Source organism: Nocardia sp. NPDC005825 (assembly GCF_040630175.1).
GTDB lineage: Bacteria > Actinomycetota > Actinomycetes > Mycobacteriales > Mycobacteriaceae > Nocardia.
This window is the reverse complement of record NZ_JBEXXC010000003.1, coordinates 265,654-290,306: the sequence shown is the minus strand read 5'-3', so window position 1 is coordinate 290,306 and position 24,653 is coordinate 265,654. Positions and strand designations below refer to the sequence as shown.

Annotated in this window: 24 protein-coding genes and 1 riboswitch; of the genes, 9 read left to right on the top strand and 15 right to left on the bottom strand. The window is 69.1% G+C overall.

Translation table 11 applies throughout. From position 1 onward, the window contains the following. Positions 1 to 21: 21 nt before the first annotated feature. Complete coding sequence (locus ABZ382_RS10140) at positions 22 to 1,779, bottom strand: ABC transporter permease subunit (protein ID WP_357086470.1); 1,758 nt, start codon at positions 1,777 to 1,779, stop codon at positions 22 to 24. A gap of 223 nt (positions 1,780 to 2,002) precedes the next feature. After that, positions 2,003 to 2,172, bottom strand: a riboswitch (M-box (ykoK) riboswitch). A 78-nt stretch (positions 2,173 to 2,250) separates the two neighbouring features. On the opposite strand from ABZ382_RS10140, the gene ABZ382_RS10135 reads away from it, so the two are divergent. Then, positions 2,251 to 2,763 carry a DUF3558 family protein gene (locus ABZ382_RS10135; protein WP_357086468.1) on the top strand — a complete coding sequence of 171 codons (513 nt, stop codon included), beginning with the start codon at positions 2,251 to 2,253 and terminating at the stop codon, positions 2,761 to 2,763. Then, positions 2,763 to 3,275: a DUF3558 family protein gene (locus ABZ382_RS10130; RefSeq protein WP_357086466.1), complete on the top strand. Its 513-nt coding sequence runs from the start codon at positions 2,763 to 2,765 to the stop codon at positions 3,273 to 3,275. Before ABZ382_RS10135 ends, ABZ382_RS10130 begins: the two co-directional genes overlap by 1 nt. Positions 3,276 to 3,292: 17 nt before the next feature. On the opposite strand, the gene ABZ382_RS10125 is transcribed toward ABZ382_RS10130, so the two are convergent. The 7 genes from ABZ382_RS10125 to ABZ382_RS10095 all read right to left on the bottom strand — a co-directional run bounded on the left by ABZ382_RS10125 (position 3,293) and on the right by ABZ382_RS10095 (position 10,227). Beyond that, positions 3,293 to 3,484 carry a hypothetical protein gene (locus tag ABZ382_RS10125; RefSeq protein WP_357086464.1) on the bottom strand — a complete coding sequence of 64 codons (192 nt, stop codon included), beginning with the start codon at positions 3,482 to 3,484 and terminating at the stop codon, positions 3,293 to 3,295. Positions 3,485 to 3,663: 179 nt separating this feature from the next. Then, positions 3,664 to 4,674, bottom strand: a complete 1,011-nt coding sequence (locus ABZ382_RS10120) for an AraC family transcriptional regulator ligand-binding domain-containing protein (RefSeq protein ID WP_357086462.1) — start codon at positions 4,672 to 4,674, stop codon at positions 3,664 to 3,666. Between the two features lie 9 nt (positions 4,675 to 4,683). Further along, entirely contained in the window at positions 4,684 to 5,610 is a 927-nt protein-coding gene (locus tag ABZ382_RS10115) for an AraC family transcriptional regulator ligand-binding domain-containing protein (protein ID WP_357086460.1), read from the bottom strand. A 49-nt stretch (positions 5,611 to 5,659) separates the two neighbouring features. After that, a complete protein-coding gene (locus ABZ382_RS10110) occupies positions 5,660 to 6,574 on the bottom strand; it encodes an AraC family transcriptional regulator ligand-binding domain-containing protein (RefSeq protein ID WP_357086458.1) in 915 nt (304 codons plus the stop codon). A gap of 68 nt (positions 6,575 to 6,642) precedes the next feature. Beyond that, positions 6,643 to 6,834 carry a hypothetical protein gene (locus ABZ382_RS10105; protein WP_357086456.1) on the bottom strand — a complete coding sequence of 64 codons (192 nt, stop codon included), beginning with the start codon at positions 6,832 to 6,834 and terminating at the stop codon, positions 6,643 to 6,645. 52 nt (positions 6,835 to 6,886) lie between these two features. Next, a complete protein-coding gene (locus ABZ382_RS10100; protein ID WP_357086455.1) occupies positions 6,887 to 8,593 on the bottom strand; it encodes an AMP-binding protein in 1,707 nt (568 codons plus the stop codon). Continuing rightward, on the bottom strand, positions 8,590 to 10,227 hold the full coding sequence (locus tag ABZ382_RS10095; protein ID WP_357086453.1) for an AMP-binding protein: 1,638 nt from the start codon (positions 10,225 to 10,227) through the stop codon (positions 8,590 to 8,592). The genes ABZ382_RS10100 and ABZ382_RS10095 overlap by 4 nt, the downstream gene beginning before the upstream one ends. A 55-nt stretch (positions 10,228 to 10,282) precedes the next feature. Here ABZ382_RS10095 and ABZ382_RS10090 point away from each other — a divergent pair, with 55 nt between their 5' ends. Further along, positions 10,283 to 11,143, top strand: coding sequence for a LuxR C-terminal-related transcriptional regulator (locus tag ABZ382_RS10090; protein ID WP_357086451.1), 861 nt, complete (start codon positions 10,283 to 10,285; stop codon positions 11,141 to 11,143). Between the two features lie 59 nt (positions 11,144 to 11,202). Here the strand turns inward: ABZ382_RS10090 and ABZ382_RS10085 are convergent, their stop codons facing one another. Both ABZ382_RS10085 and ABZ382_RS10080 read right to left on the bottom strand, forming a co-directional pair. After that, positions 11,203 to 11,559: a ribosomal subunit interface protein gene (locus tag ABZ382_RS10085; protein ID WP_357086450.1), complete on the bottom strand. Its 357-nt coding sequence runs from the start codon at positions 11,557 to 11,559 to the stop codon at positions 11,203 to 11,205. A 119-nt stretch (positions 11,560 to 11,678) separates the two neighbouring features. Further along, positions 11,679 to 12,887, bottom strand: coding sequence for a UDP-N-acetylglucosamine--N-acetylmuramyl-(pentapeptide) pyrophosphoryl-undecaprenol N-acetylglucosamine transferase (locus tag ABZ382_RS10080; RefSeq protein WP_357086448.1), 1,209 nt, complete (start codon positions 12,885 to 12,887; stop codon positions 11,679 to 11,681). A 303-nt stretch (positions 12,888 to 13,190) separates the two neighbouring features. Between ABZ382_RS10080 and ABZ382_RS10075 the strand changes: the two genes are divergently transcribed. Continuing rightward, on the top strand, positions 13,191 to 15,350 hold the full coding sequence (locus tag ABZ382_RS10075) for a germacradienol/geosmin synthase (RefSeq protein WP_357086446.1): 2,160 nt from the start codon (positions 13,191 to 13,193) through the stop codon (positions 15,348 to 15,350). Positions 15,351 to 15,460: 110 nt separating this feature from the next. Next, positions 15,461 to 16,531 (top strand): polyprenyl synthetase family protein, encoded by a 1,071-nt coding sequence (locus ABZ382_RS10070; protein WP_357086444.1) that lies wholly within the window; start codon positions 15,461 to 15,463, stop codon positions 16,529 to 16,531. 112 nt (positions 16,532 to 16,643) lie between these two features. On the opposite strand, the gene ABZ382_RS10065 is transcribed toward ABZ382_RS10070, so the two are convergent. Next, a complete protein-coding gene (locus tag ABZ382_RS10065) occupies positions 16,644 to 16,928 on the bottom strand; it encodes a hypothetical protein (protein WP_357086442.1) in 285 nt (94 codons plus the stop codon). Between ABZ382_RS10065 and ABZ382_RS10060 the strand changes: the two genes are divergently transcribed. Together ABZ382_RS10060 and ABZ382_RS10055 are read left to right on the top strand one after the other, a co-directional pair. Continuing rightward, positions 16,927 to 17,784, top strand: a complete 858-nt coding sequence (locus ABZ382_RS10060; protein WP_357086440.1) for a hypothetical protein — start codon at positions 16,927 to 16,929, stop codon at positions 17,782 to 17,784. The two genes, ABZ382_RS10065 and ABZ382_RS10060, sit on opposite strands and share 2 nt — an antisense overlap. Then, positions 17,781 to 18,221 carry a hypothetical protein gene (locus tag ABZ382_RS10055; protein WP_357086438.1) on the top strand — a complete coding sequence of 147 codons (441 nt, stop codon included), beginning with the start codon at positions 17,781 to 17,783 and terminating at the stop codon, positions 18,219 to 18,221. The genes ABZ382_RS10060 and ABZ382_RS10055 overlap by 4 nt, the downstream gene beginning before the upstream one ends. A gap of 23 nt (positions 18,222 to 18,244) precedes the next feature. On the opposite strand, the gene ABZ382_RS10050 is transcribed toward ABZ382_RS10055, so the two are convergent. Beyond that, a complete protein-coding gene (locus ABZ382_RS10050) occupies positions 18,245 to 19,057 on the bottom strand; it encodes an SAM-dependent methyltransferase (protein ID WP_357086436.1) in 813 nt (270 codons plus the stop codon). A gap of 171 nt (positions 19,058 to 19,228) precedes the next feature. On the opposite strand from ABZ382_RS10050, the gene ABZ382_RS10045 reads away from it, so the two are divergent. Further along, a complete protein-coding gene (locus ABZ382_RS10045) occupies positions 19,229 to 20,341 on the top strand; it encodes a cytochrome P450 (protein WP_357086435.1) in 1,113 nt (370 codons plus the stop codon). A 44-nt stretch (positions 20,342 to 20,385) separates the two neighbouring features. On the opposite strand, the gene ABZ382_RS10040 is transcribed toward ABZ382_RS10045, so the two are convergent. Then, the gene (locus ABZ382_RS10040) at positions 20,386 to 21,195 is read right to left on the bottom strand and encodes a class I SAM-dependent methyltransferase (RefSeq protein ID WP_357086433.1); all 810 of its coding nucleotides are present in this window, start codon (positions 21,193 to 21,195) and stop codon (positions 20,386 to 20,388) included. Between the two features lie 176 nt (positions 21,196 to 21,371). On the opposite strand from ABZ382_RS10040, the gene ABZ382_RS10035 reads away from it, so the two are divergent. Next, positions 21,372 to 22,070, top strand: coding sequence for a phosphatase PAP2 family protein (locus tag ABZ382_RS10035; protein ID WP_357086431.1), 699 nt, complete (start codon positions 21,372 to 21,374; stop codon positions 22,068 to 22,070). 3 nt (positions 22,071 to 22,073) lie between these two features. On the opposite strand, the gene ABZ382_RS10030 is transcribed toward ABZ382_RS10035, so the two are convergent. Together ABZ382_RS10030 and ABZ382_RS10025 are read right to left on the bottom strand one after the other, a co-directional pair. Beyond that, positions 22,074 to 23,144, bottom strand: coding sequence for an amidohydrolase family protein (locus tag ABZ382_RS10030; RefSeq protein WP_357086429.1), 1,071 nt, complete (start codon positions 23,142 to 23,144; stop codon positions 22,074 to 22,076). A gap of 61 nt (positions 23,145 to 23,205) precedes the next feature. Beyond that, positions 23,206 to 24,651, bottom strand: a complete 1,446-nt coding sequence (locus ABZ382_RS10025; protein ID WP_357087320.1) for an FtsW/RodA/SpoVE family cell cycle protein — start codon at positions 24,649 to 24,651, stop codon at positions 23,206 to 23,208. Positions 24,652 to 24,653 lie beyond the last annotated feature (2 nt).

Below are 24,653 nucleotides of genomic sequence, written 5' to 3'. Positions count from 1 at the left end.
GCCCTCCTTTCGAAAACTGTTTCAGTTCAACGAGAAACGCTGTTCGGCCCGGCGCTGCAGCCGACGCCACACCAGCCGGTTGATGGTCACGGTGACGACGCTCATCACCACGGTGCCCAGCAGCACCTTCGGAAACACATCCGCCGCGGTGGCATCGGTGATGTACGCGCCCAGCCCGTACGCCTCCAGATGGGTGCCGCCCGCCTCGACCACCTCGCCGACCAGCGTGGCGTTCCATGCCCCGCCGAACGCGGTGATCGCGCCGACCACGTAGCCGGGGGCGATCGCGGGCAGGATCAACGACTTCCACCGCAGCCACCCGTGCACGCCGAGATCGTCCATGGCCTCGCGCAGATCGGTCGGGATCTGCCCGGCCGCGGCGATCACGTTGAACAGCACGTACCACTGCGCGCCCAACGCCATCAGCACGATGCCGCCGATGTTCAGCGAGACCCCGGTCCAGGTGAGCGCCGCGATCACGAAGATGAACAGAAACTGTGCCGGGAAACTGGCCAGCACCTGCACCACGGGCTGCGCGAACCGGCACACCCGCGGGTTCAGCCCGATCCACACCCCGACCGGCACCCACACCACGGTGGACACCACCAGCAGCACGATCACCCGGCTCAGACTCGCCAGGCCCATGAGCGTGGCGGGCCCGAATTCGGCCAGCCCGACGGTCCTTTCGAAGTAGGCGGCCAAGGTCCAGGTGCCCCAGGCCAGCGCCGCCAGCAGCAGTCCGAAGAACACCACGTCCCCGGCCCGGCTGCCGGGACGGTCGTCGTAGGCGGACCGGGTGCTGCGTCCGAAGACTCGCATGACGCGATCGATCCCCTCGCCGACCGGTCGTGTCACGCGGGCCAGCCGCGCCGGCACGGTGCTGCGTCGCAGCAGGTCCAGCACGAGACTGCGTGGGATTTCGGCGCTTTCGGTGTGCTCCACCCGGAACCGCTCCGACCACGCCGTGAGCGGCCGCCAGAACAGCACGTTCACGACGACGATGGTGGCCACCATGACCAGCGCGCCCAGCAGCAGTCGCGAGACCTGCCCCTGCGCGGTGGCCGCGGCGATGAAGCTGCCCATGCCCGGCAGCGCCTCTTCCCGCCCGGACACCGTGATCACCTCGGACGCGGCGAGCATGAACCACGCGCCGCCGAAGCTCATCATCCCGTTCCAGATCAACGGCACCATGGCGGCCGGCACCTCCAGCTGCCACAACCGCTGCCAGCGGGTGAGCCGCAGCATGTGGGCGGCGTCGTCGAGTTCCCGCGGCAGGGTGCGCACCGCCTGGTAGTAGGCGAAGGTCATGTTCCAGGCCATCGCGGTGAAGATGGCGAACACGCACACCGCCTCCGCGCCCAGGAAGGAGCCGCGGAACAGCGCCACGAACGCGGTCACCGTGATGGAGACCAGCGCCAGCACCGGCACCGATTGCAGCACGTCCACCATCGGGACCAGCACCTTCTCCGCCCGCCGCGAATGTGCCGCCCACTGGCCGACGACCAGCGTGAACAGGATCGAGGCCGCCAGACCCAGGAACATCCGCAGTGTGGTGCGCGCCGCGTAGTACGGCAGTTCCCGGGGATCGGTCGACACCGCTTCCGGTCCGGAGCCCGGCGTCCACGGCACCGACATATCGCGGAACAGCCGCAGCGCCACGGCGATCAGGAACACGGCCACGCCGAGAACCAGAAAGTCGACGGCGCGCAGCCGGTTTCGCGGACGCGGCGTCGGCTGCCGTGTTCCGGGGCGGTTGGGAATGGTGATCTGGAGCGTCATTGAATGAATCCGCATCTAATCGAAAAAGGGCGCGCGGAAATAGGCGCACGCCGAATCACGCGAAAGGGTGATGGTGGCGTCGCCGAATACCGGGAAATTACGGGTGCGCGACAGGAGGTCCGGGGTCGTCATCAGCTGTCATCCGACCGGCACCTCCTCACGCAGCTCATACGCGGATTCATCAGCGCACACGGGGGAGGTCGACCCGGGAATCCGGGGAGGACGCACACCCCTCTCGTCAGAGCTTCGGCACTGCACGACGTGTTCCGAATCGGAAAGCCACTTTGGATTACCCCTTAATCCGGGGAAATCTGTCCTAACCTTGGGCGTCTCTCGACGTCGTCAGATCAGTGGCCTGTGTTCGTGCAGGAGCCTCGCCTATCGAGGTGCGTTATCGAACGTAGTAAAGCCCCGATGAATTGTCAAAGTGTGTCCGCCCACGATCGGTCCGATTCGCCTAGTCTGGTCCGCGTGACGAGAGCGACGCGCGCGGCGGTGGGGATCGCCTTGATCGGGCTGGCGATCGCGGGGTGCGGGAACTCCTCGGATCAGCGAGCCGCGACGACCACGACGGCCGCACCCAAGGCGGCCGCGCCGTCTCCCGACACCATCGGCCTGTGCGGTGGCGTATCCGACGCCGAGGTGGTGGACGCCACGGGAGCATCCGGTACGCAACGGGTTTCGGCCAATCCGGTCGGCTGCGCCTGGCAGCCCGCCACGGGCGGCGACTACGCGGTCACCTTCCACTGGTTCCGGGGCAGCTCGCTGCCGGACCGCCGCGACCAGGTCACCATCGGCAGTCCCGCCACCGTCCGGATCGCCGGGCAGCCGGGCATCGAATGGCGGGGCGCGCAATCCTGCGAGGTCGCAGTGGCATTCGGCGACACCGACTTCATCGACTGGTCCGAACGGTCGAGCCCGCGCGCCTGCCAGGGCATCGAGCAGCTGGCCGCGGCCACCCTGACGCGGGCGGGACAGAGCTGATGACGCGCCCGGGAGTGCGAATCGCGGTGGCGGCCTTGCTGATCGCCGCCCTGTCCGGGTGTTCGCACGCCGATCGGCAGACCGATGCCCGCCCGGCGGCCGATCCGAACCTGTTGGCGGGCTGTGGACCGCTGGAGGATCAGAAGCTGGCCGCCGCGATCGGCGTCACCGGCATGCGGCGGCAGAGCGAGCCCACGGTGTGCGACTGGACCGCCACGAATCCCGGTGGCGGCGCGGTCGATATCACCTATGCCTGGCTGCGGGACGACACGCTCGCGCGGGAGGTGCGGATCGCCGACCGGTTCGGATACCGCGTGGAGCGGCTCGTGGTGCGGAACTTCGGCGGCATGTACTGGCGGGATCCGGCGGATCCCGGTGGTTGCGCGGTGACGGTGGCCGACACCGGCACCGTCACCTGGTGGGTGCGAAACCGTGATCACACCGCGCAGCCCGATCCGTGTGCGGCGGCCATGAATCTGATGAACGCGACGCTCTCGGTCGACGGCATCTGACGCGCGCGGGACCGACCTCAGTGCTCGAGGAACGTGGCGACGATGTTCCAGAACATGTTCGGGTCCACGGTGTGGAAATCCCAGCTCTCGGTGAGGTTGTGGGTGGTGCTCACGATGGACTTGATATCGAAGTCGTGCCGGGTGGCGGTGCCCTTGGCCTCCACGGCGGTGACGACGTAGGCGGTGGCGGTTTCTGCGGTGTGGGGCACGAGGAAGCTCCAATCGAGTACCGGTCCGGGGGAACGCGTGACAGTGTCCTGGCGTTTCCGACCAGTCTGATTTCCGTCCGCCCTGCGCGGGAGTTCCGAAAGCGCCAAACCGGTCCGGGACACGCCAACCTTGCTGTGAGGTTGCCGGAATACCGTACGGTAGGTGCGATTTCGGCTCCTCAACGAGGGTCTTCGGGTTCCTGATCGGCCCGGTCCCGCCATCGCTGCACCGCCCGTCGCAGGCTCGCCGGATCCGCGTATCCCAGGAATTCCGCCTGCTGGGCGCGTGGAAGGTGTTCGGCGCGTTGCAATCTGCGGCGACGCGCGTGATCCACCTCACGCCGCCAAGTGGTTCCGGCCTCGGCGAGCCGGCGTTGCAGCGATCTCGGCGATGTCAGCAGCCGCCGCGCAACCACTTCCAGGGTCGCCGCGCCATCGGCGAGAGCCAGATCGATGGCGTCGCCGAGCTGCTCGAGCCAGGTCACCCCGACCTCGGGGGTGGCGGGCAGGGTGGCCGCGTAGGTCAGCAGCACCGCCGTCAGTTCCGGATCGGCCGACTTCATCGGCAGCGCCAGATCCGCGGTCCGCAACGTCAGCGCGTCCGCCGGGGCGTCGAAATCGATTGCGCGGGTACCGAACAGCTCGGTGAGGACGGCGATATCGACGGGCGCGGACTGCCGGAAACTCACTCGCGCCGGCACCACCGGGAAACGGGTGGCGGCCCGCGCCCGCCCCACGAGCAGCGCGAAAGTGGCCTGTATCAACAGTTCCCGGCCGCGGCAGTCCTCCACTCCGGACCGCACCTCGTAGCAGACCTCCTGCTCGTCACGGCGCTCGACGCGGAATCCGTAACTCGTGGAGAGACTGCCGGTATGGCGCACGCATGCCTCGAGCGCGTCGCCGAGCGTGGCGGCGGACAGGAACAGATATTCGAGCAGACCGAACTCTCCGGTGGTGCTCTCGTCGGAGACGCGCAGCGCGATATCGGGATCCCCGGTTTCGCGCTCGATCAGCTCCCACACCCGCAGGCAGTACCGGGACGACACCCGGGTGCCCTCACCGCCTTCGCGCCAGGCGGGCACGCCCGCCGCCCGGGCGATCCGGTCGGCGTCGAGGCCGGCCCGCACCGCCCGCTCCAACGCGAACCGGGCCATGAGAATGCTGTCGTGACAATCGGATCGAGTGTTCACGGCCGACCGTCACCACGTGGCCCGGCGGCGAGCGTTCGCCAGCTCCCGAGTCCAACTGGTGCCGGCCGCGGCCAGCCGCCGCTGCACGGTGCGCGGACTGGTGTCCAGCCGCCGCGCGATGTCGGATAGTGAGACGGTGTCGAGGGACACCGCCGTCCGGAAGTCCGCGGTGTCGCGATCCGGTCCGGGTGGGGCCGGATCGCTCAGTGAATCGAGTTCGGCCGCAAGCAGATCGACCCAGGCCCGCGCGGGCGGCGTGGACAGGGTCGCGACCGCCGCGCCGCGCCGCAGTACAGCGGCCAGGCCCGGATCGGCGGAATGCTGCGGCCGGTCGAGGTCCGCGCGGCGCAGCGTCAGGCTGTCGACCTCGGCCCCGAAATCCACTGCCGCCGTGCCGAAGAACTCCCGGTAGGGACCGTGCCGTCGGGGCGCGCGTGCCCGCAGGGTGACCGCCACCGGCGTGATCCGCGCCCGCGCGGCCAGCCGGGCCCGGCCGGTGAGGAAGGCGAAACTCGCCTGCGCGGCGACCTCCGCGCCCCGGCCCCGCGCCGCCGTCTCCGCCGCGAACGTGACCTGCCGATCGGTCTCGGCGACCACGGACACCCGGCGGTTGCCCGACAGCCGCGACCCGAATTCCCCTACGGCCCGGAAGCCTTCGCCGACCGTCGGCGCGGTCGCGAGCAGATAATCCATCATCCCCAGTTCCCCCATTCCATGTCGTTCGGCCGCTCGAAGTCCCACGTGCGGCACATCCACCCTGTGCTCGAACAACTCCCACAAGCGGGGATAACACTGCCCCGGAACACTTCCCGTCGAAGCGTCCAGCGCGCTCGGCCCAATCCCCGCCGCCCGCGCCAACGCCACCGGATCCACACCCACGGCCCGAGCCCGGGTGAGTACGAAGCGCGCCAGCAGCACGCTGTCCGATCCGGTCACCCATCCGCCTTCGAGCCTGGAGATCCTGTACCGCAGCCGATCCCGGGCGTCATAGCACGTCGTCCAGGGGCGGCGTCGCGGGTTCGGGCCCTTCGAAGTGCCGCTTGCGGGCCCGGTCGACCTCCAGCCGCCAGGTGGTGCCGGATTCGGCGAGGCGGCGTTGGAGGGTGCGGGGGCTGGTGTACAGCCGCCGCGCGACGTGCTCCAGCAGCGCGTCGGTGCCGTCGAGCACCTCGGCCAGAACTGTGGCCACCCGGTCGGGCCATTCGGTGGCGCGCGGGGGCGGCGGCGGCATGGTTGCGGCGTGGCGGCGCAAGACAGCCGCCAGCATGGGGTCCGCGGTGATCTGCGGCCGCTCGAAGTCGGTGTTGCGGTAGGTGATGCGGTCGACCGGGGCGCCGAATTCCAGGCGGGCCGTGCCGAACTGCTCGGTGAACGCGCCGAGATCGCGCGGCGCGCGCTCGCGGAACTCGATGCTCACCGGATCCATGGGCTGCCCGGTCATCTGGCGCATGCGCGAGACCAGGGAGGACAGCGCCATCTGCACCGACAGCTCGCGGCCGCGGCCCTCGGCGTTGACGGTGTACACGTCGAAGGTCGACTCGGTCTCGGTCTGCTCGCCGGGATCGATCCGGAAGTTGGTGGAGATGGACCCGATGAACGGGCCCAGCACGGTCAGGCCGGCCCCCACGGTGTCCGCGGTGGAGATCAGATAGTCGATCAGCCCGAACTCGCCCAGCCGGTAGCTGCCGGTGGCGCGCAGGGTCGCGTCGGGGTTGTCCAGCTCGCGCTCGAGCAGCTCCCACAACCGGGGGAAGTAGTGGCTCGGCACCCTCGCGGCATCATCGGCCAGCAGCCAGCCCGGAATACCCGCTGCCCGCGCCAGGCGGGCCGGATCCACGCCCGCCGCGCGGGCGCGCGACAGCACGAAGCGGGGCAGCAACACGGAGTCGGAGGTGTGCACGTGCCAATGGTGCGGGCAATTCCGGGCCGGAAACCGGGAATTCGCGGAACTGTGAGGCAGCCCGCTCGTCAGGCTCTGATGAAGGTGGCGGCGATACCCCAGAAGCGCTCGCGGGCGACCGCGCGGAAATCCCATGTCTGCGTGATGTTGTGGGTGGCGCTGACGATCCCGGACACGTCGAAGTCGTCACGGGAGGCGGTTCCCTTGGCCTCGAGGGCGGCGATGACGTAGGCGGTCGCGGTTTCCACGGTGTGGGACACGGGTGTTCCGATCTGTCGCGGGGGCAGGGCGGGCGGTCGTGGTGGGGCGGGTTCAGCGGGTGGTGTCGGTCAGTACTTCCTCGTAGCGGTACTCGGTGGGGATGATGACGCCTTCCGCGTGCGCCTGTTCCTCACGGTGGCGCAGGTCCACGCGGCGGATCTTGCCGGAGATGGTCTTCGGCAGTTCGGTGAACTCCACCCGGCGGACACGCAGGTAGGGAGCCAGGTGGTCGCGGGCGTATTCGAGGATGGCGCGGGCGGTTTCGGCGTTGGGTTCCCATCCCGCCGCCAGCGAAACGTATGCCTTCGGCACGGCAAGCCGCGTGTCGTCCGGTTGCGGGACCACGGCGGCCTCCACCACGGCCGGATGTTCGATGAGCACGCTCTCCAACTCGAACGGCGACACCTTGTAGTCGGAGGATTTGAACACGTCGTCGGTGCGGCCGATGTAGGTGATGTAGCCGTTCGCGTCCCGGGCCGCGACATCGCCGGTGTGGTAGTACCCGCCCGCCATGACCGCGGCATTGCGTGCGGGATCGCCGAGGTAGCCGGTCATCAGGTTGACCGGCCCCGCGGACAGGTCCAGGCAGATCTCGCCCTCGTCGGCGAGCTGCCCGGTGATCGGATCCACCAGCGCCACCGGCACACCCGGCGCGGGACGGCCCATGGAGCCGGGCACCAGTGGCTGTCCGGGCGTATTGCCCACCTGCAGGGTGGTTTCGGTCTGGCCGAAGCCGTCGCGGATGGTCAGGCCCCACGCCTTCTCGACCTGCGCGATGACGTCGGGGTTCAATGGTTCACCCGCACCGAGGATTTCGCGCAGCCCGGCCGGACGCTCGCCCAGATCGGCCTGGATGAGCATGCGCCACACCGTGGGCGGCGCGCAGAACGTGTTCACCTCGGCCCGGCGCAGCTGCGCGAGCAGGGCGGCGGCGTCGAAACGCGCGTAGTTGTAGACGAAGACGGTGGCCTCGGCCAGCCACGGCGTGAAGAAGCAGCTCCAGGCGTGCTTGGCCCAGCCGGGCGCGCTGATGGCCAGGTGCGTGTCGCCGGGCCGGACGCCGATCCAGTACATGGTGGTCAAATGACCGACCGGGTAGCTGATCTGGGAGTGCTGCACCATCTTCGGCTTGCTGGTGGTGCCGGAGGTGAAATACACCAGCAGCGGATCGGTCACCTCGGTGACCGCCCGGAACGGACCGGCCGACTCGACGGCGGCCGCGTCGGCGTAGTCCCGCCAGCCGGAGATCGCCCCGCCGACCACGATTCGGGTGTAGTCGCCGGGCACCTCGTCGAACTTGCCCGCGTCACCGTGGTTGGCGATGACGAAACGCGCTCCGGCCCGCTCGATCCGGTCGCTCAGGTCGGCCGGGCCCAGCGCGCCGGTGGTCGGCATGATGACCGCGCCCAGTTTGGCCACGGCCAGCATGGCCTCCCACAGCTCGACCTGATTGCCCAGCATGAGCATCACCCGGTCGCCCTTGCCCACGCCCAGCCCGGCCAGCCAGGTGGCCACCCGGTCCGAGCGCTCGGCCATCTCGGCGAAGCCGACCTTCTGCTCGGACCCGTCCTCCTCGACGATCCAGAGCGCGGGCCGGTCGTTGCCGCGGGCGATCACGTCGAACCAGTCGATCGCCCAGTTGAATGCGCCGGACAGTCGCGGCCACGCGAAATCGCGCACCGCCGCGTCGTAGTCGGTGGCGACGGCCAGCAGCCCGTCACGGGCCGCGCGATAGGCCTCGGTATTGGCGGTGTTCACGCGTTCTCCTCGGTCAGTCCCAGTAGTCGCGCGCTGATCTCCCGCATCTCGACCTTGCGAATCTTGCCGGTCACCGTCATCGGGAACTCCTCGACGACGTGCACGTATCGCGGCACCTTGAAATGCGCGAGTTTGCCGGTGCAGAACTCGCGCAGGCTCGCCGCGGTCAGCTCCTCCGCGCCCGGCCGCAGCCGAACCCAGGCCATCAGCTCCTCGCCGTACTTGGCGTCGGGCACGCCGATCACCTGGGCGTCGAGGATGTCGGGGTGGGTGTAGAGGAATTCCTCGATCTCGCGGGGGTAGATGTTCTCCCCGCCCCGGATCACCATGTCCTTGATCCGCCCGGTGATGGCGACATACCCGTCGGCATCCATGGTGGCCAGGTCGCCGGTATGCATCCAGCGCGCGGAATCGATGGCCTCCGCGGTCTTCTCGGGCTGACCCCAGTAGCCGAGCATCACCGAGTAGCCGCGCGTGCACAGCTCGCCCGCGGCGCCGATCGGCACCGTCACCCCGGTCACCGGGTCCACGATCTTGACCTCGATGTGCGGCCCGGCCCGGCCCACGGTGGCGGTGCGCTGCACCAGCGAATCGTCGCCACGGGTCTGGGTGGACACGGGGGAGGTCTCGGTCATGCCGTAGCAGATGCTCACCTCGCGCATGCCCATCCGCTCGATGACCTGCTTCATCACCTCCACCGGGCACGGCGATCCGGCCATGATGCCGGTGCGCAGCGAAGACAGGTCGTAGGCGTCGAAGTCCGGGTCGGCCAGTTCGGCGATGAACATGGTCGGCACCCCGTACAGCGAGGTGCAGCGTTCGGCCGCAACGGCTTCCAGGGTGGCGCGGGCGTCGAAGGCCGGGGCCGGGATCACCATGGCCGCGCCGTGGGTGGTGGCGGCCAGATTGCCCATCACCATGCCGAAGCAGTGGTAGAAGGGGACCGGGATGCAGATGCGGTCTTGCTCGGTGTACCCGCACAGCTCGCCCACGAAATACCCGTTGTTGAGGATGTTGTGGTGGCTGAGCGTCGCGCCCTTGGGGAAACCCGTTGTGCCGGACGTGTACTGGATATTGATCGGATCGTCGGTGGACAGCGCCGACTGCGCCGCCGCCAGCAGGTCCGGATCGGCCGCGCGCCCGGTGGTGAACAGGTCCCGCCACTCGGTGCTGTCGAGCAGCACCACCTGCTCCAGCTCCGGGCATTCCGGACGGACCTCGTCGATCATGGCCGCGTAGTCGGAGGTCTTGAACGCGGGCGCCGCGACGAGCAGCCGGATCCCGGCCTGACCCAGCACGTAGCGCAGTTCGTGGGCCCGGTAGGCCGGATTGATGTTCACCAGGATCGCGCCGATCTTGGCGGTCGCGTACTGGGTCAGCGTCCACTGCGGGCAGTTCGGCGCCCAGATGCCCACCCGGTCGCCCTTGCCGATCCCGGCCCTCAGCAGGCCCAGGGCCAAGGCGTTCACCTCGTCGGTGAACTCGCGGTAGGTCCAGCGGATGCCGGTCGTGTAGTCGATAAGGGCCTCGCGGTCCGGATGCGCCGCCGTGGTCCGGTCCAGGTTCGCCCCGATGGTGTCGCCCAGCAGGGGAGCGTCCCAGACTCCGAAGGTGTAGCTCGTGCTCTCGGTCACACCAGTAGGATCTACGTCACACCCAGCCTCGACTACCCCCGAAAGGGGCTACCCGATGACTACGGCCGCCGACGGGCTCCTGCGCCCCAGCGACGGCGACGCACTGCGCGCCGAGCTGCGCGCGCTCGCCGCCCTGAGCAAGCTGCCGGTCGTCTTCGGGGGCGAGGTGCGCGCGGGCACGCTGGTGCTCAGCGAGTTCGTCGGGACCCGGACCAACGGCATGCGGGGGCTGGCGGTCGCGCACAGCTCCGGGCTGGGCGGTTCGGCGGTGGCCACGGGCCGCCCGCGCTCGGTGGCCGACTACCGCTCGGCGTCCACCATCACCCACCACTACGACGTCCCGGTCCTGGGCGAGGGCCTGCGCGCGGTGGTGGCGGTGCCGGTGGTGGTGAAGGGTGAGGCGCGCGCGGTGATCTACGTGGCCAATCGCGAAACGGGGGTGATCGGCGACGGGGTGGCCGACGAGATGGTGCAGGCCGCCCGGCGGCTCAGCACGGAGCTCGCCATCCGCGACGAGGTGGATCGGCGGCTGCGACTGTCCTTCGCGCTCGAATCCATGAACAGCGCCAATGTGATTGCCACCGAACAACTCCGGGATCTGCACGCGGAACTGCGGGGGATCACCCAGGTGGTCTCCGACGCCACGGCGCGGGCGCGGCTGCGGGACGTCACGGAGAAACTCGCCCGCCTGGTCTCGGGGGTGGCCGCCGCCGACGACGCGGTGACGCTGGCTCCGCGGGAACTGGACGTGCTGTCCCACATCGCCCTGGGCTGCACCAATGTGGAAGCGGCCCAGCGGCTTTCGGTGAGTCCGGAGACGGTGAAGAGCTATCTGCGCAGCGCCATGACCAAACTGGGCGCGCACAATCGCCACGAGGCGGTCGTGCGAGCACGCCGCCTCGGGCTCCTACCGTGAGTGCCTCCCGGCCGGAACGGGGTTCAGGGGCGGGCCCCCGAACCCCGTGAGTCGATCGACTAGTCGGAAACCAGGTGGCGGATGGATTCGCCGCCCTTGGCGTGATGCAGTCTTCCGAACCTGCTGTCGAGCAGGTGTGCCATGCTGTCGGCGGCTCCGGTGTAGGCGTCCTCGACGGTGGCCGCACGATGCGTGGTGGCGACCGGCGGCTGGCCCTTGGGCCGGGCCTCGAGGGTGCACTTCTTGTCTTCGGAACCACCCTTGTGGCCGTTCACATCGGTGATGTGGGCCTCGACCCGGGTGAGATGATCCGCGAACCGGTCCAGAATCGCAGCGATGGTATCGGTTGCATCCTGGGCGATCGCGCCGCCACCGACGTTCTTGTCGGCGAAGACCTGGATTTGCATGGCTGGCATCTCCAATCTTCTCGGTAATAGCCGAGAACTTGCTGACACCTTCGACCATACCTACCCCGGCTGAGACTCGCCTGTGGGATCGCTCGCGTGGGACCGGAATCACCGCGCGGCGACCCGGTTCACCGCGTGGCGAGGTCCAGGACGGTCAGCGCCAGGTGCTCGGCGGCCTCCGGGTGTCCGAGGGCGCGGGCCGCGGCGGAAACGGCTGCGCGGGTCTCGGATTCGGTGAGCAGCTCGGTCAGCGCGGCACACAGATTGGTGGCGGTGGCGTCCTCGCCGACCAGGGCGCGGGCGGCATTGTGATCGGCCAGGATCCGCGCGTTGCGGATCTGCTCGCCGCCCACCGAATGCGGATACGGGATCAGCACCGACGGTTTGCCCAGGGTGGTGAGCTCCGCGAGAGTGCCCGCGCCGGAACGGGATACCACCACATCGGTCAGCGCCAGCACGTCCGGGAGCTCCGGGCCGATGAACTCGCGCACCAGGTAACGGCCGCGCACGTCCTCGGGCAGGGTGGCGGCGAAGTCGCGCACCTGCTCGTAGGACAGCCGCCCGCACTGGTGAATCACGTTGGCGGAGTGCAGCAGTTCGGGCAGCAGCTCCCGGATCAGGTCGTTGATCTGCACCGCGCCCTGCGCGCCGCCGGTGATGTAGACGGTCGGCAGACCGGGGGCGTAGCCGTCCCAGTCGAGGGCCTTGACCGCCGCGGCGGGATCGCCGGTGGTGAGCGCGGGCCGAATCGGGTTGCCGGTGACCAGGGCCCGGCCCCGGACCTTGGCGGGCAGCATGCCGAGGGAGGCGTCGGAGGACAGCGCGATGCGGTCGGCCATCCGGGCCAGCAGCAGATTGGCCTTGCCGATGCCGGTGGTCTGCTCGTGGATCACCAGCGGGCGGCGGCGCAGCGCGGCGGCCATGCCGATGGGGGCGCAGACGTAGCCGCCGGTGCACAGCACCGCGTCCGGCCGGAAGCGGCCCACCACGCCCTGGGCGGTGAGCACGCTGACCGGCACCCGCAGCGCGTCGCGGGCATTGTCCTTGTTGAGCATCTTCAGCGGATTGCGGTCGCGCCGCAGCTTTCCGGCCTTGATGCCGGTGAAGTCGATGTCGTTCTCGGCCGCCACCCGCTGTTCGAGACTGTCGGGCACGCCGACCCACAGCACCTCGGCGGTGGCGCCGGCCTCGGCGGCCAGATCGCGCAGCGCCCGGACCGCGGCGACCGCCGGATAGGTGTGGCCGCCGGTGCCGCCGCCGGCGACGATCACCCGGACCCGGCCACGATCGCCCAGCCGCTGCAGGATCGGGGCGCGGTCGGCGGCGGGATTCGACATGGACGATCCTCCTGGGCGGGGTGGGTCGGGTGGGTGGGGCAGCGCTCAGGCTATCCCGGGAACGGCTCCGGGGACCGGTCCGGGAGGTACCGGTCGGTCGGAGAAGATTGCGAGGTGTTGGCGAGACGGCTACGGGCCTTTACCATGGTTGTGACACTGATCACGTTGTCGCAGTAAGAGTCACGTCTTCGCAGTGCAGTTCCGACGCGGTCCCGTTCGGCTTTTCCCCGAGTAGCGATATTTCCCCAAAAGCAGTGCTCACCGGCATGTCCTCATTGATCAGCCCAGCGAGAGGGCCCCGCATTGAAGCCCTTCACCCTGCCCGATTTCTATTCTCCGCACCCCGCCCGGCTCAATCCCCATCACGACTACGCCCGCGTCCACGCCGCCGCGTGGGCCGAGCGCCTGGGCATGCTCGGCGAGCCCGGGGTCGACGGCAAACCCATCTGGGACGCCGAGAAATTGGAGCGCATGGGGTACGCGCTGCTGTGCGCCTACACCCATCCCGATTGCGACGCCGAGACTTTGGCCCTGCTGACCGAGTGGTACATCTGGGTCTTCTACTTCGACGACTGGTTCCTCGACGCCTACAAGCGCACAGGCAACCGTGTCGAGGCCACCCGCTACCTGGCCCGCCTGGAAGAGTTCATGGCCGAACCAGGTTGTCCCGCACCGGAACCGGAGAACGCCTCCGAGGCCGGGCTGGCCGACTGCTGGGCCCGCACCGTGCCCGCCATGTCGGAGGACTGGCGGCGGCGCATGCGACGCTCAACCCACAACCTCATGGTCGAATCCCTCTGGGAATTGGACAATATCGCCCGCGATCGGGTCGCCAATCCGGTCGAGTACATCGAGATGCGCCGCCGGGTGGGCGGCGCGCCCTGGTCGGCCGCGCTGGTGGAATTCGCCTGCGGCGCCGAGGTGCCCGACCGCTTCGCCGAGGAGCGCCCGCTGCGGGTGCTGTGCGAAACCTTCTCCGACGCAGTGCATCTGCGCAATGATCTGTTCTCCTACGAACGCGAGGTGCGGGTCGAAGGTGAGAACGCGAACATGGTGCTGGTGCTGGAACGGTTCCTGGGCTTACCCACCCAGGCGGCCGCCGAGCTCACCAATGACGTGCTCACCTCACGCCTCAAGCAGTTCGAGCACACCGCGCTCGTCGAGGTGCCACAGCTGTTCACCGAACGCGCGGCCACTCCCGAGGAGCAGCTCGCGGTGGCGCGCTACACGCTGGGACTGCAGGACTGGCAATCCGGTGGGCACGAATGGCATCTGCGATCGAGTCGCTACATGAACAGCGGCGTCGATCGCGGGCCGACCGGCCTGGGCACCGCCGCCGCACGGCTGCGGCCGGGCCTGCGGGTGCAGCTGAATCAGCAGGTGCCGCCGCCCCGGGTCGCGGGTCCGCTGCCGGTCGAGGGGCTGGAGATGCCCTACGTCGTGGGGGTGAATCCACACGTGGAGCTGGCCCGCGCCGATATCCCGGAGTGGGCGGCGTCGGTGGGTCTGCTGGATCCGCGGGTGGGCTGGACGGCGGAATCGTTGGCGGACACGGACTTTCCGGCGCTCCTGGCCATGGCCGACCCCGAGGCCGACGCGGAGACCCTGAAATTGCGCTCGCGCTGGTGCACCTGGGGCACCTACGCCGATGATCTGGGGACCCGGGTGTTCCGGGCCGATCCGGTCTCGGGCCGGGATCAACTGCGGCGCTTACCCCTTCAGCTGAGCGAGAGCGCGCCGACGCCGTCCAGTCCGCTCGAGTTCGGTCTGGCCGCGCTGTGGCGGCAGACGTCGGAGGTGTGCGACGACACCGGCCGGAATCGATTGCGTGCGGCGCTGATCGACCTCGTCGAAGGCTGGATCACCGTGCTGGAGAACGAGACCCGGAACCGTTTGCCGGACCCGGTCGACTATCTCGAATTGCGGCGGATCACCTCCGGTGGTCCCTTGTTCGGGGCGCTGGATGCTCTCCATTCGCCCGGAGTTGTCTCGGATCCGGCGGTCGCGGAACTCGCGGACTCCAGTATCGTCCGGCAGCTGCAACATTCGGCGCAGGACTATGCCGGTCTGGTCAATGATCTGTACTCGTATCAGCGGGAAATCGAATATGACCACGAACTGCACAATCTGGTGTATCTGACGCAGTCGTTCCTCGGCTGTTCACGGGAACGCGCGTCGGCGATCGTGGTGGATCTGGCCAACGAGCGGCTGCGGCAGTTCGAACTCGTCGTCCGCGATCAGCTTCCGGGCTTCATGGCCGATCATCAACTGTCGGAGGAGGTTCGGTCCGCGCTGCTGACCCACGTCGATCGGCTGCGTGATCACATGGCCGGAAACCTGCACTGGCACATCAGGACCGGACGCTACTCCGAGGCAGCGCTGCGCGCGTCGCAGCCCAGGCCGACCCTCGGCCGCCCGGGGCCGTTCGTCAGCGTGCACGCCGTCCCGGCGGCTCGTCGCTGAGCCGGTCGGCACCCACATCTCGCGGGCCTCGGCGCCCATCGGGTCGGCGCCGACCCGGTCGGTGCCGGGTCCGGCGACCACGATTCCGCAGCAGTTCACTGGAGGTTGCCATGAGTTCGTCGACAGCGGCCGGTCCCGTCTTCTCCCACCGGAAAGGCGCGCGGGACAGCGGAATCGGGCCCGATGAGCGAGCCCCGTACCTGCTGCGGCGGGCCCAACGCCTCACCCGGCCGCTGCTGCGGACCGCCTTCGACACCCTGCCCAGTGAACTGCGCCTGATGGCCGAGTACCACGTGGGCTGGTGCGACGCGAACGGTGTGGTGACCGAGGGGGAGTCGGGCCGGGGACTGCGCCCGGCGCTGGTGCTGGCGGCCGCCGCGGCCCTGGACGCGAAGCCCGCCGCCGCCGTGCACGCCGCGGCCGCGGTCGAGATGGTGCACAACTTCACGGTCATCCACGACGACATCGTGGCGGGCGGCACCGTGCGCCGGGGGCGTCCCACGGTGTGGCGGTTATGGGGTGTGGACGACGCGGTGCTGGTCGGGGATGCCCTGCACAGCCTGGCCATCTGGACCCTGGCCGACGCCCCGGCGACCGCGACGCTGGACAGCATCGCGCGGCTGGCGGACGTGGTCATCGAACTCTGCCTGGGCCGGCATCACGACCGGGCCCAGGAATCCGCTCCGGCCGGGTCGCTCGAGGAGTGCCTGGAGACGCTGCGTCACCAGCGGGCGGCCCTGCTGGGGTGCGCGTGCGCCATGGGCGCGTTGTGCGCGGGCGCGCCTTCGGAGGTGGTGGCGGCCATGGATCGGTTCGGCCGGGAGCTGGGCATCGCTTGTCAGCTGTGTGACGACCTGCGCGGGATCTGGGGTGAGCCCGGCAATCCGAGCCGACCGATCGGTCATGATCTGATGCGGCGCAAGCATTCCTTACCCGTGGTGGCGGCCCTCGAGTCGCCGACGCCGGCGGGCCGCGAGTTCGCCGAGCTCTACGCCTCGGACACCGCCTTGGATCGGGAATCGGCGGCGCACGCCGCGGATCTCATCGCGCGAGCGGGCGGAAAGGCCTGGGCGCAAGCGGAATCCCTGCGCCATATGCGCGCCGCCGCGGACATGCTGGGAGGACGTCCCGCCGCGGATCTACTCGCCTTGGCCGAATGCGTCGTCGCGCACGATCGGTGACGCCTCGATAATCGCGCCGATTCGAAATCGGACAAATCAATTCGACCGGGCGGTTCATATTGTGCCGCAATATTATTCCGTCGGGAACAATTGTGACTCCGCGCCGCCTCTGTCAATAATCCTTGACCCGGTGGCGCGCATGTAGCGGATCGCTTGCGCTGGTGATGCTGGTATCCCGCCCAGCGAATTCGATAGCCGCGAAGGGACTTAAGTACTCGATTCGCAGGAATCCATTGCTCCAAAACTGCTGGGCTGTCACGATATCCCACACGCGGTGAGCGGAGTCGGTGCGATTCGCCGTCGAAATATCAACCAGGCGTGCGCGTTTCGCTGTCGGCCGCTCTCGGCCGCACATTCGTGCCATGTCGTCCTGCCTATTTCCCAGGAGTTCGCGCATGACTACGGGACCTGTCGCCGGACCCGGGCGCCTACCGGCGTTGGACCGCGAATCGGCCCGCGAACTGATCCGGGAACTGGCAGAGGCCGCGGCCACCACGCGGACCGGGGTACTGCGGGTGACCGGGGAGCCGGGCGGCGATCTCCATGTCGTCCACGGGTTGGTGGTGATGGTGGACTCGCCCGGCGCGCCCGGGGTGCGCGAACTGCTCGCGCGCCCCGGGCGTACCTCCAGCGGGGAGGCCGATCTGCGGGTGGTGACCATGATGGCCGCGGTGGACGGCTGCTTCGCCATCACCTCCGGCTGGATCGGCAACTGCTTCTGGCAGTCGGACCCGCACCCCGAATCCGCCGACGCGCCCGGCACATTCGAGGACGCCGCGCCGACGGCGCCCGGCTTCGAACCCGGGTGGCTCCTGCTGGAGACCGAACGGCGGCTGGGCGCGCTCGCCCACGGCCGCATCTCCCCGCATCGCAATCACCTGCAGCTCACCGAACGCGGCCGGGTGTTGCTCAGCGGTCCGGGCAGCGGCCATCGCCGCGAGATCCTGCTGTGGTCCAACGGCCGCCGCAGCTGCCGCGATATCGCGAAGTTGTTGTGCCGCAGCCTGTACGCGGTCACCGTCGAGGCGGTCCGGATGCTCGACGACGACCTGCTCGTCATCGCACCGGTGGAAGCCGATCCGACCCCGCTGGATCCGGCGCCCGTGCACGGCATGACCGGCCGCACCCTGCTGCCGCGCCGCCGGCGCGGGGCCAGCGGCATCAATGACGCGCTCCCGCCCAGTCCGCCCCAGCCCATGCTGCGCGGCGGCCAACGAAGCCTCACCCCAAGGAAATCAGAGAGGACGCAATGAACAATCCGAGCGGAGCCGGCGCACCCGGCAGCATGACGGATCGAGTCGCGACGCTGGTCAAGGTGCTGCGATCGGATGTGCCCGACTGCATCGCCGCGGGCGCCATCGATATGTCGACCGGCATGTTGCTGGCCGTGGAGACCGTCGACAACCACCCCACCGAAGTGCTCGATCTCCTGGCCGCGGCCACCCTGGAGCTGTTCCAGGGCCGCAATGTGGTGATGATCGAGAACATCTGGAAGGAGCGCCGCGGCATCCGCCTGGAGCGCCACTACTTCCAGGAGATCCTGGTCAACAGTGAAAACCTCACCCACCTGTTCGTGCGGACCGAGAGCCGCGAAGACGTGGTCGTGGTCGTGGTGTGCCGCAAATCGGTCAATGTGGGCATGCTCTTCGCGCAGGCCCGGCGGGTGCTCAAGGATGTCGGCAGGCTGTGACCCTCCGGCTCGGCGCGGACCGGTCAGGGAATGCGAGCCACCGCGCCGAGCACGGACACCGCCTCGGGTCGCGGATGCGGCCGATACTCCTCCGGTCGCCACAGCGTGACCGCGGTGATCCCGGGCGGGACGAGGGTGAAGCCGTCGAAGAACTGTGCGATCTCGGCGCTCGAGCGGAGTTGGAACGGCACGCCGCTGCGGGTGTTGGCCTCGGCGGAGCGCTCCAGATCGTGCTCGTCGAGGTAGTCGTTGGTGGCGTGGGACATGACCAGGTAGCTGCCCGGCGCCAGGGCGTCGGTGAGCGTGCGGACCAGCTCGTAGGGGCGCTGGTCGTCGGTCATGAAATGCGCGACGGCCACCACCATGAGCGCGACCGGCCGGCTCAGGTCGATGGTCGCGCGTAGGTCCGGGTGGTCGAGGATGTGTTTCGGGTCGCGTAGGTCCGCGTCCAGGTAGGCCGTCCGGCCCTCGGGGGAGCTGTCGAGCAGGTGCCGGGCGTGCACCAGCACGATGGGGTCGTTGTCGACGTAGACGATGCGGGATTCGGGGGCGATGCCCTGGGCGATCTCGTGCACATTGCCCGCGGTGGGCAGGCCGGTGCCGATATCGAGGAACTGGCGGATGCCGGCCTCACCGGTCAGATAGGCGACGGCGCGTCGCAGGAAATTCCGGTTCTCGACCGCGGCCAGCTGGACCGTCGGAAAGGCTTCGGCGACCGCGTCGGCGGACTCGCGATCCGCGGGGAAATTGTCCTTACCACCCAGCCAGTAGTCGTACCGGCGGGCCGGGTGTGGTTTGGTGGTGTCGACGCGCTCCGCCGCTGAATCCGAGTTCACAACGCTCCCAATCCTTTTCGGCTACTGTCTGACTAGGTCAGCTCCAGTTGCGGATCGGTAGCGGCGGTCCCGCGCCCGCGCCGCGATATCGCCGGAAGGTTCGTCATGCAGTTGCGATACAGCCCGTTCGATTTCGAAGTCCATTCCGATCCGTACCCTTACTATGCCAGGTTGCGCAGTGAGGCCCCGGTCTACCGGAACGAGACCGACGATTTCTGGGCCCTGTCGCGCCACGCGGACGTGCTCGCCGCCCTCCGCGATTCGGACCGTTTCTCCAGCAAGAACGGCCTGCGCATGGAGCCCGCGTTCTGGGGTCCGCAGGCCGAGCGCTTCTTCTCCTTCGTCGCCATGGACCCCCCCAAGCACACCCGGCTGCGCGGCCTGGTGACGCGGGCCTTCACCGCGCACCGGGTGCAGGCGCTGGGGCCGCGGCTGCGCGAGATCGCGGTCTCGATGCTGGAACCGCTGCTCGCGCGCGGCAGCTTCGACCTGATGGCGGAGTTCGCCGGGCCGTTCCCGACCGAGGTGATCTCCGAGCTGGTGGGCGTGCCGGAGGGCGATCGGGAGATGCTGCGCAAGCTCGGCATGGAGATCATGTACACCGAGGAGGAGTCCACCGACCTGCGGCCCGAGGCCATGCAGGCGATCGGCGCGCTGGTCGGCTACTACACCGAGCTGACCATCGAGCGCAGCAAGTCCCGCCAGGAGGACCTGCTCTCCGGCCTGCTCGACGCCGCCGAGGGCGACGACCGGCTCACCCCCGAGGAGATCGTGGGCGTGCTGATCCTGCTGGTCGGCGCGGGTATCGAGACCAGCATGCTGACCTTCGGCAATGCCTGGAACGCCGCCGCCCTGCACCCGGAGGCCCGCCGCGCCGCCCTCGACGGGCGCATCGACGACTGGATCGCCGAGGCCATGCGCTGGGATCCGGCCACCCAGACCCAGCTGCGCACCACCACCGAGGCGGTCGAACTGCACGGCGTCACCATCCCCGCCGACGCCCGCGTGCTGCTGCTCACCGGCGCCGCCAATCGCGACCCGGAGGTCTTCGCCGACCCGGACGCCTTCGATCTGGACCGCGACACCGCCGCCTCGCTGGTCTTCGGCAGCGGCCGCCACCACTGCCTGGGCTCCAACCTGGCGCTGCTGGAGCTGCGCACGGCCCTGCAGGAAATCTCTTCCCGCGTCGCCGATTTCGAGGTGGACACCGCGGGCAGCAAGCGTATCCACGCCTCCAACAACCGCGGCTTCGCCACCCTGCCGACCACGGTCACACTGCGCTGAGCCGAACCGGGCTCGTCGAGACCGAGCCGGACTGGTCGAGCTGATCAGGGCTTGCGGGCGATCCCACGGATCGCCCGCAAGCGCCCGTCCTCGAGTGCCTCGGTCAAGTGCTCGATCTTGGCTGGGAAGTTCGCGACGAAGGATTGCAGGCCAACGGGATTCGGCGGATTCGCCAGCACCATCCGCATGACGGCGGTCGCCTGCTCGGTGAGGTCCTCCCACTGTTCCACCGTCAGGCCCGATCGCTCGACGGCCGCGCGCAGATCGTCGGCGGTCACCAGATGGCTCTGGTCCGACCGGTCCGCCCACGGGAGCGGGAACTCGGGCTCACCCACGGATGCCGTGGTGATATCCCAGATGGCCAGCAGGCCACCGGTATCCAGCACCCGATACGCCTCGCGGTAGAGGCCGTCCTTGTCGGCGATGTTCATCTGCACGTGCTGGCTGAACATCGCATCGAAGCTGTTGTCCGCGAACGGCAGATCGGTGACGTCGCCCTGCCGCACCGTGATCCGATCATCCAGTCCGACGAGCTTGTTGAGCCATCGCGCCGTCTCGCAGTAGTCCTCGGTCAGGTCCACGGTGGTGACTCCGCATCCCCGGCTGTCGGCGATGAATCGCGCGGTTCCGCCGATCCCGCTGCCGGCATCCAGCACCCGTGATTCCGGGGTGAGTCCCGCCAGCTCCACCAGCGCGCCCGTGGCGATCCGGCCCATGGTGTGGAAGTCCTCCACCAGCGTGAGATCGGTGAGTCGCAGTTCGTCGAGGTTGTATCCCGCCGCGACCAGGGCGTTTTCGATAGCTGTCCGGGAGACGCCGGACCGGTAGGGGGTCTCGATCGAAATTTCGTTCATGTCGGCGCCCTTCATTCGAAGGCGGGTTGGCCAATGAGTAATCAGCCAATGCTTACAACTTCGAGTATGCGACCGTTTCGGCTCCTCCGCCAGGGATCCGCGAGAGAAGGCCCGGGCTCACCACCCGCACCCGGCTCTCGAGCTTCTCTCAGCGAAGACATGGCAACCTCGATGACATGCCGTCCACACCGCCCGCGCCGAAGGAGACAGCGCCGACGTCACCACCGGCCGACTACACGCTCACCGGTGTGTTCATCGCGTCCGTGCTGGCGGCGATCATCATCGCCCTCACCTGCGTGGTGGTCTGGTCCCACGGGCCCGCCGGTCCCGATGCGACCTGGTTGCGGTGGTTCATCGACCACCGCACCGACGCCTGGACCACGGTCGCGAAGGCGATCAGCGCGGCCGGCGACACCACGTCGGTCGCGGTCTACTCGACGCTGGCCTGTCTGTTCCTGGCCTGGCGCAGGTATTGGGACCGGGCGGTGCTGGTCGCCGTGACCGCGGCCGGGGCGGGCCTGATCGTCTTCTTCGGCAAACTCCTGATCGGGCGCGACCGCCCGCCGGTGGTCGACCACCTGGTCACCGAGACGAACCACTCCTACCCCTCCGGCCACGCCCTCGGCTCGACGGTGGTGATCGGAATCCTGGTGGTCGTCGCACTGCCCTGGCTCCGACCGGTCGCCAGGCTCGTGCTGGCCGCGCTCGCCACCCTGTTCGTGCTCGCGGTCGGTTTGTCGCGTCTCTACCTGGGCGTGCACTGGCCGACGGACGTGCTGGCGGGATGGCTGATGGGCGCGTGCTGGCTCACGATCTGCCTGACCCTGAGCCCGCTGACCCGCCTGGTGACCGATCGGCTGCCCGGCCCGGACTGAAACCTACCGGGGGACCGGGGTTCCGGCGGACCAGATCCGGCGGATGCGCGTCGTCGCGGTGATGTCGGTGAGTGGATCCCCATCGAGCAGAACGAGATCGGCGCGCAGCCCCGGGGCGACCGCCCCGCGATCCGCGAGACCGAACCGTTCGGCGGGCCCGGCCGTCGCGGCGTGCAGGGCCTCGGCGGGGGAGAGCCCGGCCGCGACCAGCAGCGCGAGTTCGTGGTGCAGGCTCGCCCCGAACGCGGGATTCATGGGGACGCCGGGATTGGCGTTGGCGTCGGTGCCCGCGAGGATCGGGATGCCCGCGGCATGCATGGCGGCGACCGAGGCCAGGCAGGCGCCGAACGCGTCGGGGAAGCCCCGGACCGCGGCCATCCCTTCCATCATGGTGAGGGTCGGGACGACGATCGTGCCCTCGGCGGCGATCCGCTCGATGGTGGCCGCCGGGAGCGGATTGCCGGCGGGGACATGGGTGATGACGTCCGCGCCCGCGTCCAGCGCCATCGTGTACGCGCCGGGGGTGGCCGCGTGGGCGATCACGAACAGGCCGCGCGCATGGGCCTCGGCCACGACGGCCTTGGCGGAGGCGGCGTCCGGGCCGCCCTCGCCGGGGGCCTCCAATACCAGCTTGATGTAGTCGGAGCCGGTCGAGTGACGCTGGGCGACAGCCGGTTCGGCCTGCTCCGCGCCGCGGATGATGGCGGGTTCGCCGAGGAACTTGCCGTGCATGCCGTCGGGTCCGACGATGGCGCGGCCCGCGCTGCGAATATCGGTGGTGCCGACGGTGTTCCGGAGGTCGGCGACCACCTCGGGCTCGCACGCCATGTCCAGGCCGGTGGTGACGCCGTGCGCGGCGAGCAGCCCGGGGGTGTCGTGGTCGCGAATGTGGACGTGGGCGTCGATGAGGCCGGGCAGCAGGACCGCGCCCGCCGCGTCGATGCGCTCGGCACCGGTGTCGTCGGCGCCGATGATCGCGCCGTCGATGACGATCGTGGTCGGTGCGGTGAGGCCGCGGCCATCGAAGACGCGCACATTGTCGAGGGCGGTCCGGCCGGTGCTGGAGGAAGTCACCGGTCCAGCATGCATCCGGTTCGGGTTGTGCGGCAGCGCAATCGGATCGACGGCCTCCGGTTCAGCGGCGACGGGGCAGCAGGCGGCGGGACACGTGGGCGGTCAGGTCCTCGGCGATCGGCGGCACCGGCGCGGTGGGGCGGGCGGGCGGCGGCGGGGCCGAGCGGGCGTCGCCGGAGATCCGGATGAGCAGCGCCAGGATGATGTAGTTGGCCAGCAGCGAGGAACCGCCGTAGGACATGAACGGCGTGGTCAGACCGGTCAGCGGAATCAGTTTGGTGACTCCGCCGACCACCACGAACAGCTGCCAGCCGATGGAGAACGCCAGCCCGCCGCCCAGCAGTTTGCCGAACGCGTCGCGGGTGGTGAGGGCGGCGCTGAAACCGCGCACGCACAGGATCAGGAACAGCGCCAGCACCCCGGCCAGCCCGACCAGTCCGAGTTCCTCGCCGATGGTGGAGATGATGAAGTCGGTCTTGGCGAACGGCACGTCCTGCGGCCGGCCATTGCCCATGCCGGTGCCGATCAGTCCGCCGGTGCCCATCCCGAACAGGCCCTGCGAGATCTGGTAGCCGGTCGTGTAATACGTGGCCAGCGGGTCCTGCCACACCTGGACGCGCACCCGCACGTGCGCGAACAGCCCGTAGGCGATGATCGCGCCGACCGAGAACATGGCCAGCCCGATCAGCAGCCATGACGCCCGCCCCGTGGCGATGTACATCATGGCCAGCACGGTCCCGAACACCAGCAGCGAGAAGCCGAGGTTCTTCTCGTACACCAGCACCAGCACCGCGACGAAGGTGACGAGCAGCAGCGGGGCCAGATCGCGCAGGCGCGGGAAGGTCATGCCCAGGAGGCGTTTTCCCGCCGTGGTGAACAGGTCCCGGTTGGCGACCAGGAACGCGGCGATGAAGATGATCAACAGCACCTTGGCGAACTCACCGGGCTGAATCGAGAAGCCGCTGATCAGAATCCAGCTCTTGCCGCCGTTGACCTCGCTGAATCGGGACGGCAGCAGCGCGGGGATGAGCAGCAGGACCACCCCGGCCAGCCCGCAGGTGTAGCCGTACCGGGCGGGTTTGGTGTGATCGGGCACCAGGGCCAGCACCAGCACGAACAATGCCATGCCCAACCCGGTCCAGATCAGCTGATGCGCCGAATCCGAGGAGGGGACCGGCTTGCCCGCGTGCGCGGCCTGCGCCGCCTCCGCCCGGTCGAGCCGGTCGATGAGAACCAGCCCGATCCCGTTGAGCAACACCACGCACGGCAGTAACACCGGATCGGCCGCGGGCGCCCACCGCCGCACCGCCAGATGCGTGACCAACACGAATACGGTGAAGACGACCAGCGCCCGGATGCTCTGCCCGTCGAACCCGCTGCCGGTGGTGGAGGTCATGGCCAGATACGCGAACCCGGTCAGCGCCAGCGCCGCCGCGCACAGTAGCAATTCGGCGTTGCGCGGAACCCGTCCGCTCGACCTCGCCGGGGCAGGGCTGTGCCGAATCACGC

What these genes read in the sequence shown, in the direction of transcription:
- ABZ382_RS10140 (WP_357086470.1), bottom strand. Translation starts at nt 1,779, where the DNA reads ATGACGCTCCAGATCACCATTCCCAACCGCCCCGGAACACGGCAGCCG.
- ABZ382_RS10130 (WP_357086466.1), top strand. Translation starts at nt 2,763, where the DNA reads ATGACGCGCCCGGGAGTGCGAATCGCGGTGGCGGCCTTGCTGATCGCC.
- ABZ382_RS10090 (WP_357086451.1), top strand. Translation starts at nt 10,283, where the DNA reads ATGACTACGGCCGCCGACGGGCTCCTGCGCCCCAGCGACGGCGACGCA.
- ABZ382_RS10085 (WP_357086450.1), bottom strand. Translation starts at nt 11,559, where the DNA reads ATGCCAGCCATGCAAATCCAGGTCTTCGCCGACAAGAACGTCGGTGGC.
- ABZ382_RS10080 (WP_357086448.1), bottom strand. Translation starts at nt 12,887, where the DNA reads ATGTCGAATCCCGCCGCCGACCGCGCCCCGATCCTGCAGCGGCTGGGC.
- ABZ382_RS10070 (WP_357086444.1), top strand. Translation starts at nt 15,461, where the DNA reads ATGAGTTCGTCGACAGCGGCCGGTCCCGTCTTCTCCCACCGGAAAGGC.
- ABZ382_RS10060 (WP_357086440.1), top strand. Translation starts at nt 16,927, where the DNA reads ATGACTACGGGACCTGTCGCCGGACCCGGGCGCCTACCGGCGTTGGAC.
- ABZ382_RS10065 (WP_357086442.1), bottom strand. Translation starts at nt 16,928, where the DNA reads ATGCGCGAACTCCTGGGAAATAGGCAGGACGACATGGCACGAATGTGC.
- ABZ382_RS10055 (WP_357086438.1), top strand. Translation starts at nt 17,781, where the DNA reads ATGAACAATCCGAGCGGAGCCGGCGCACCCGGCAGCATGACGGATCGA.
- ABZ382_RS10040 (WP_357086433.1), bottom strand. Translation starts at nt 21,195, where the DNA reads ATGAACGAAATTTCGATCGAGACCCCCTACCGGTCCGGCGTCTCCCGG.
- ABZ382_RS10035 (WP_357086431.1), top strand. Translation starts at nt 21,372, where the DNA reads ATGCCGTCCACACCGCCCGCGCCGAAGGAGACAGCGCCGACGTCACCA.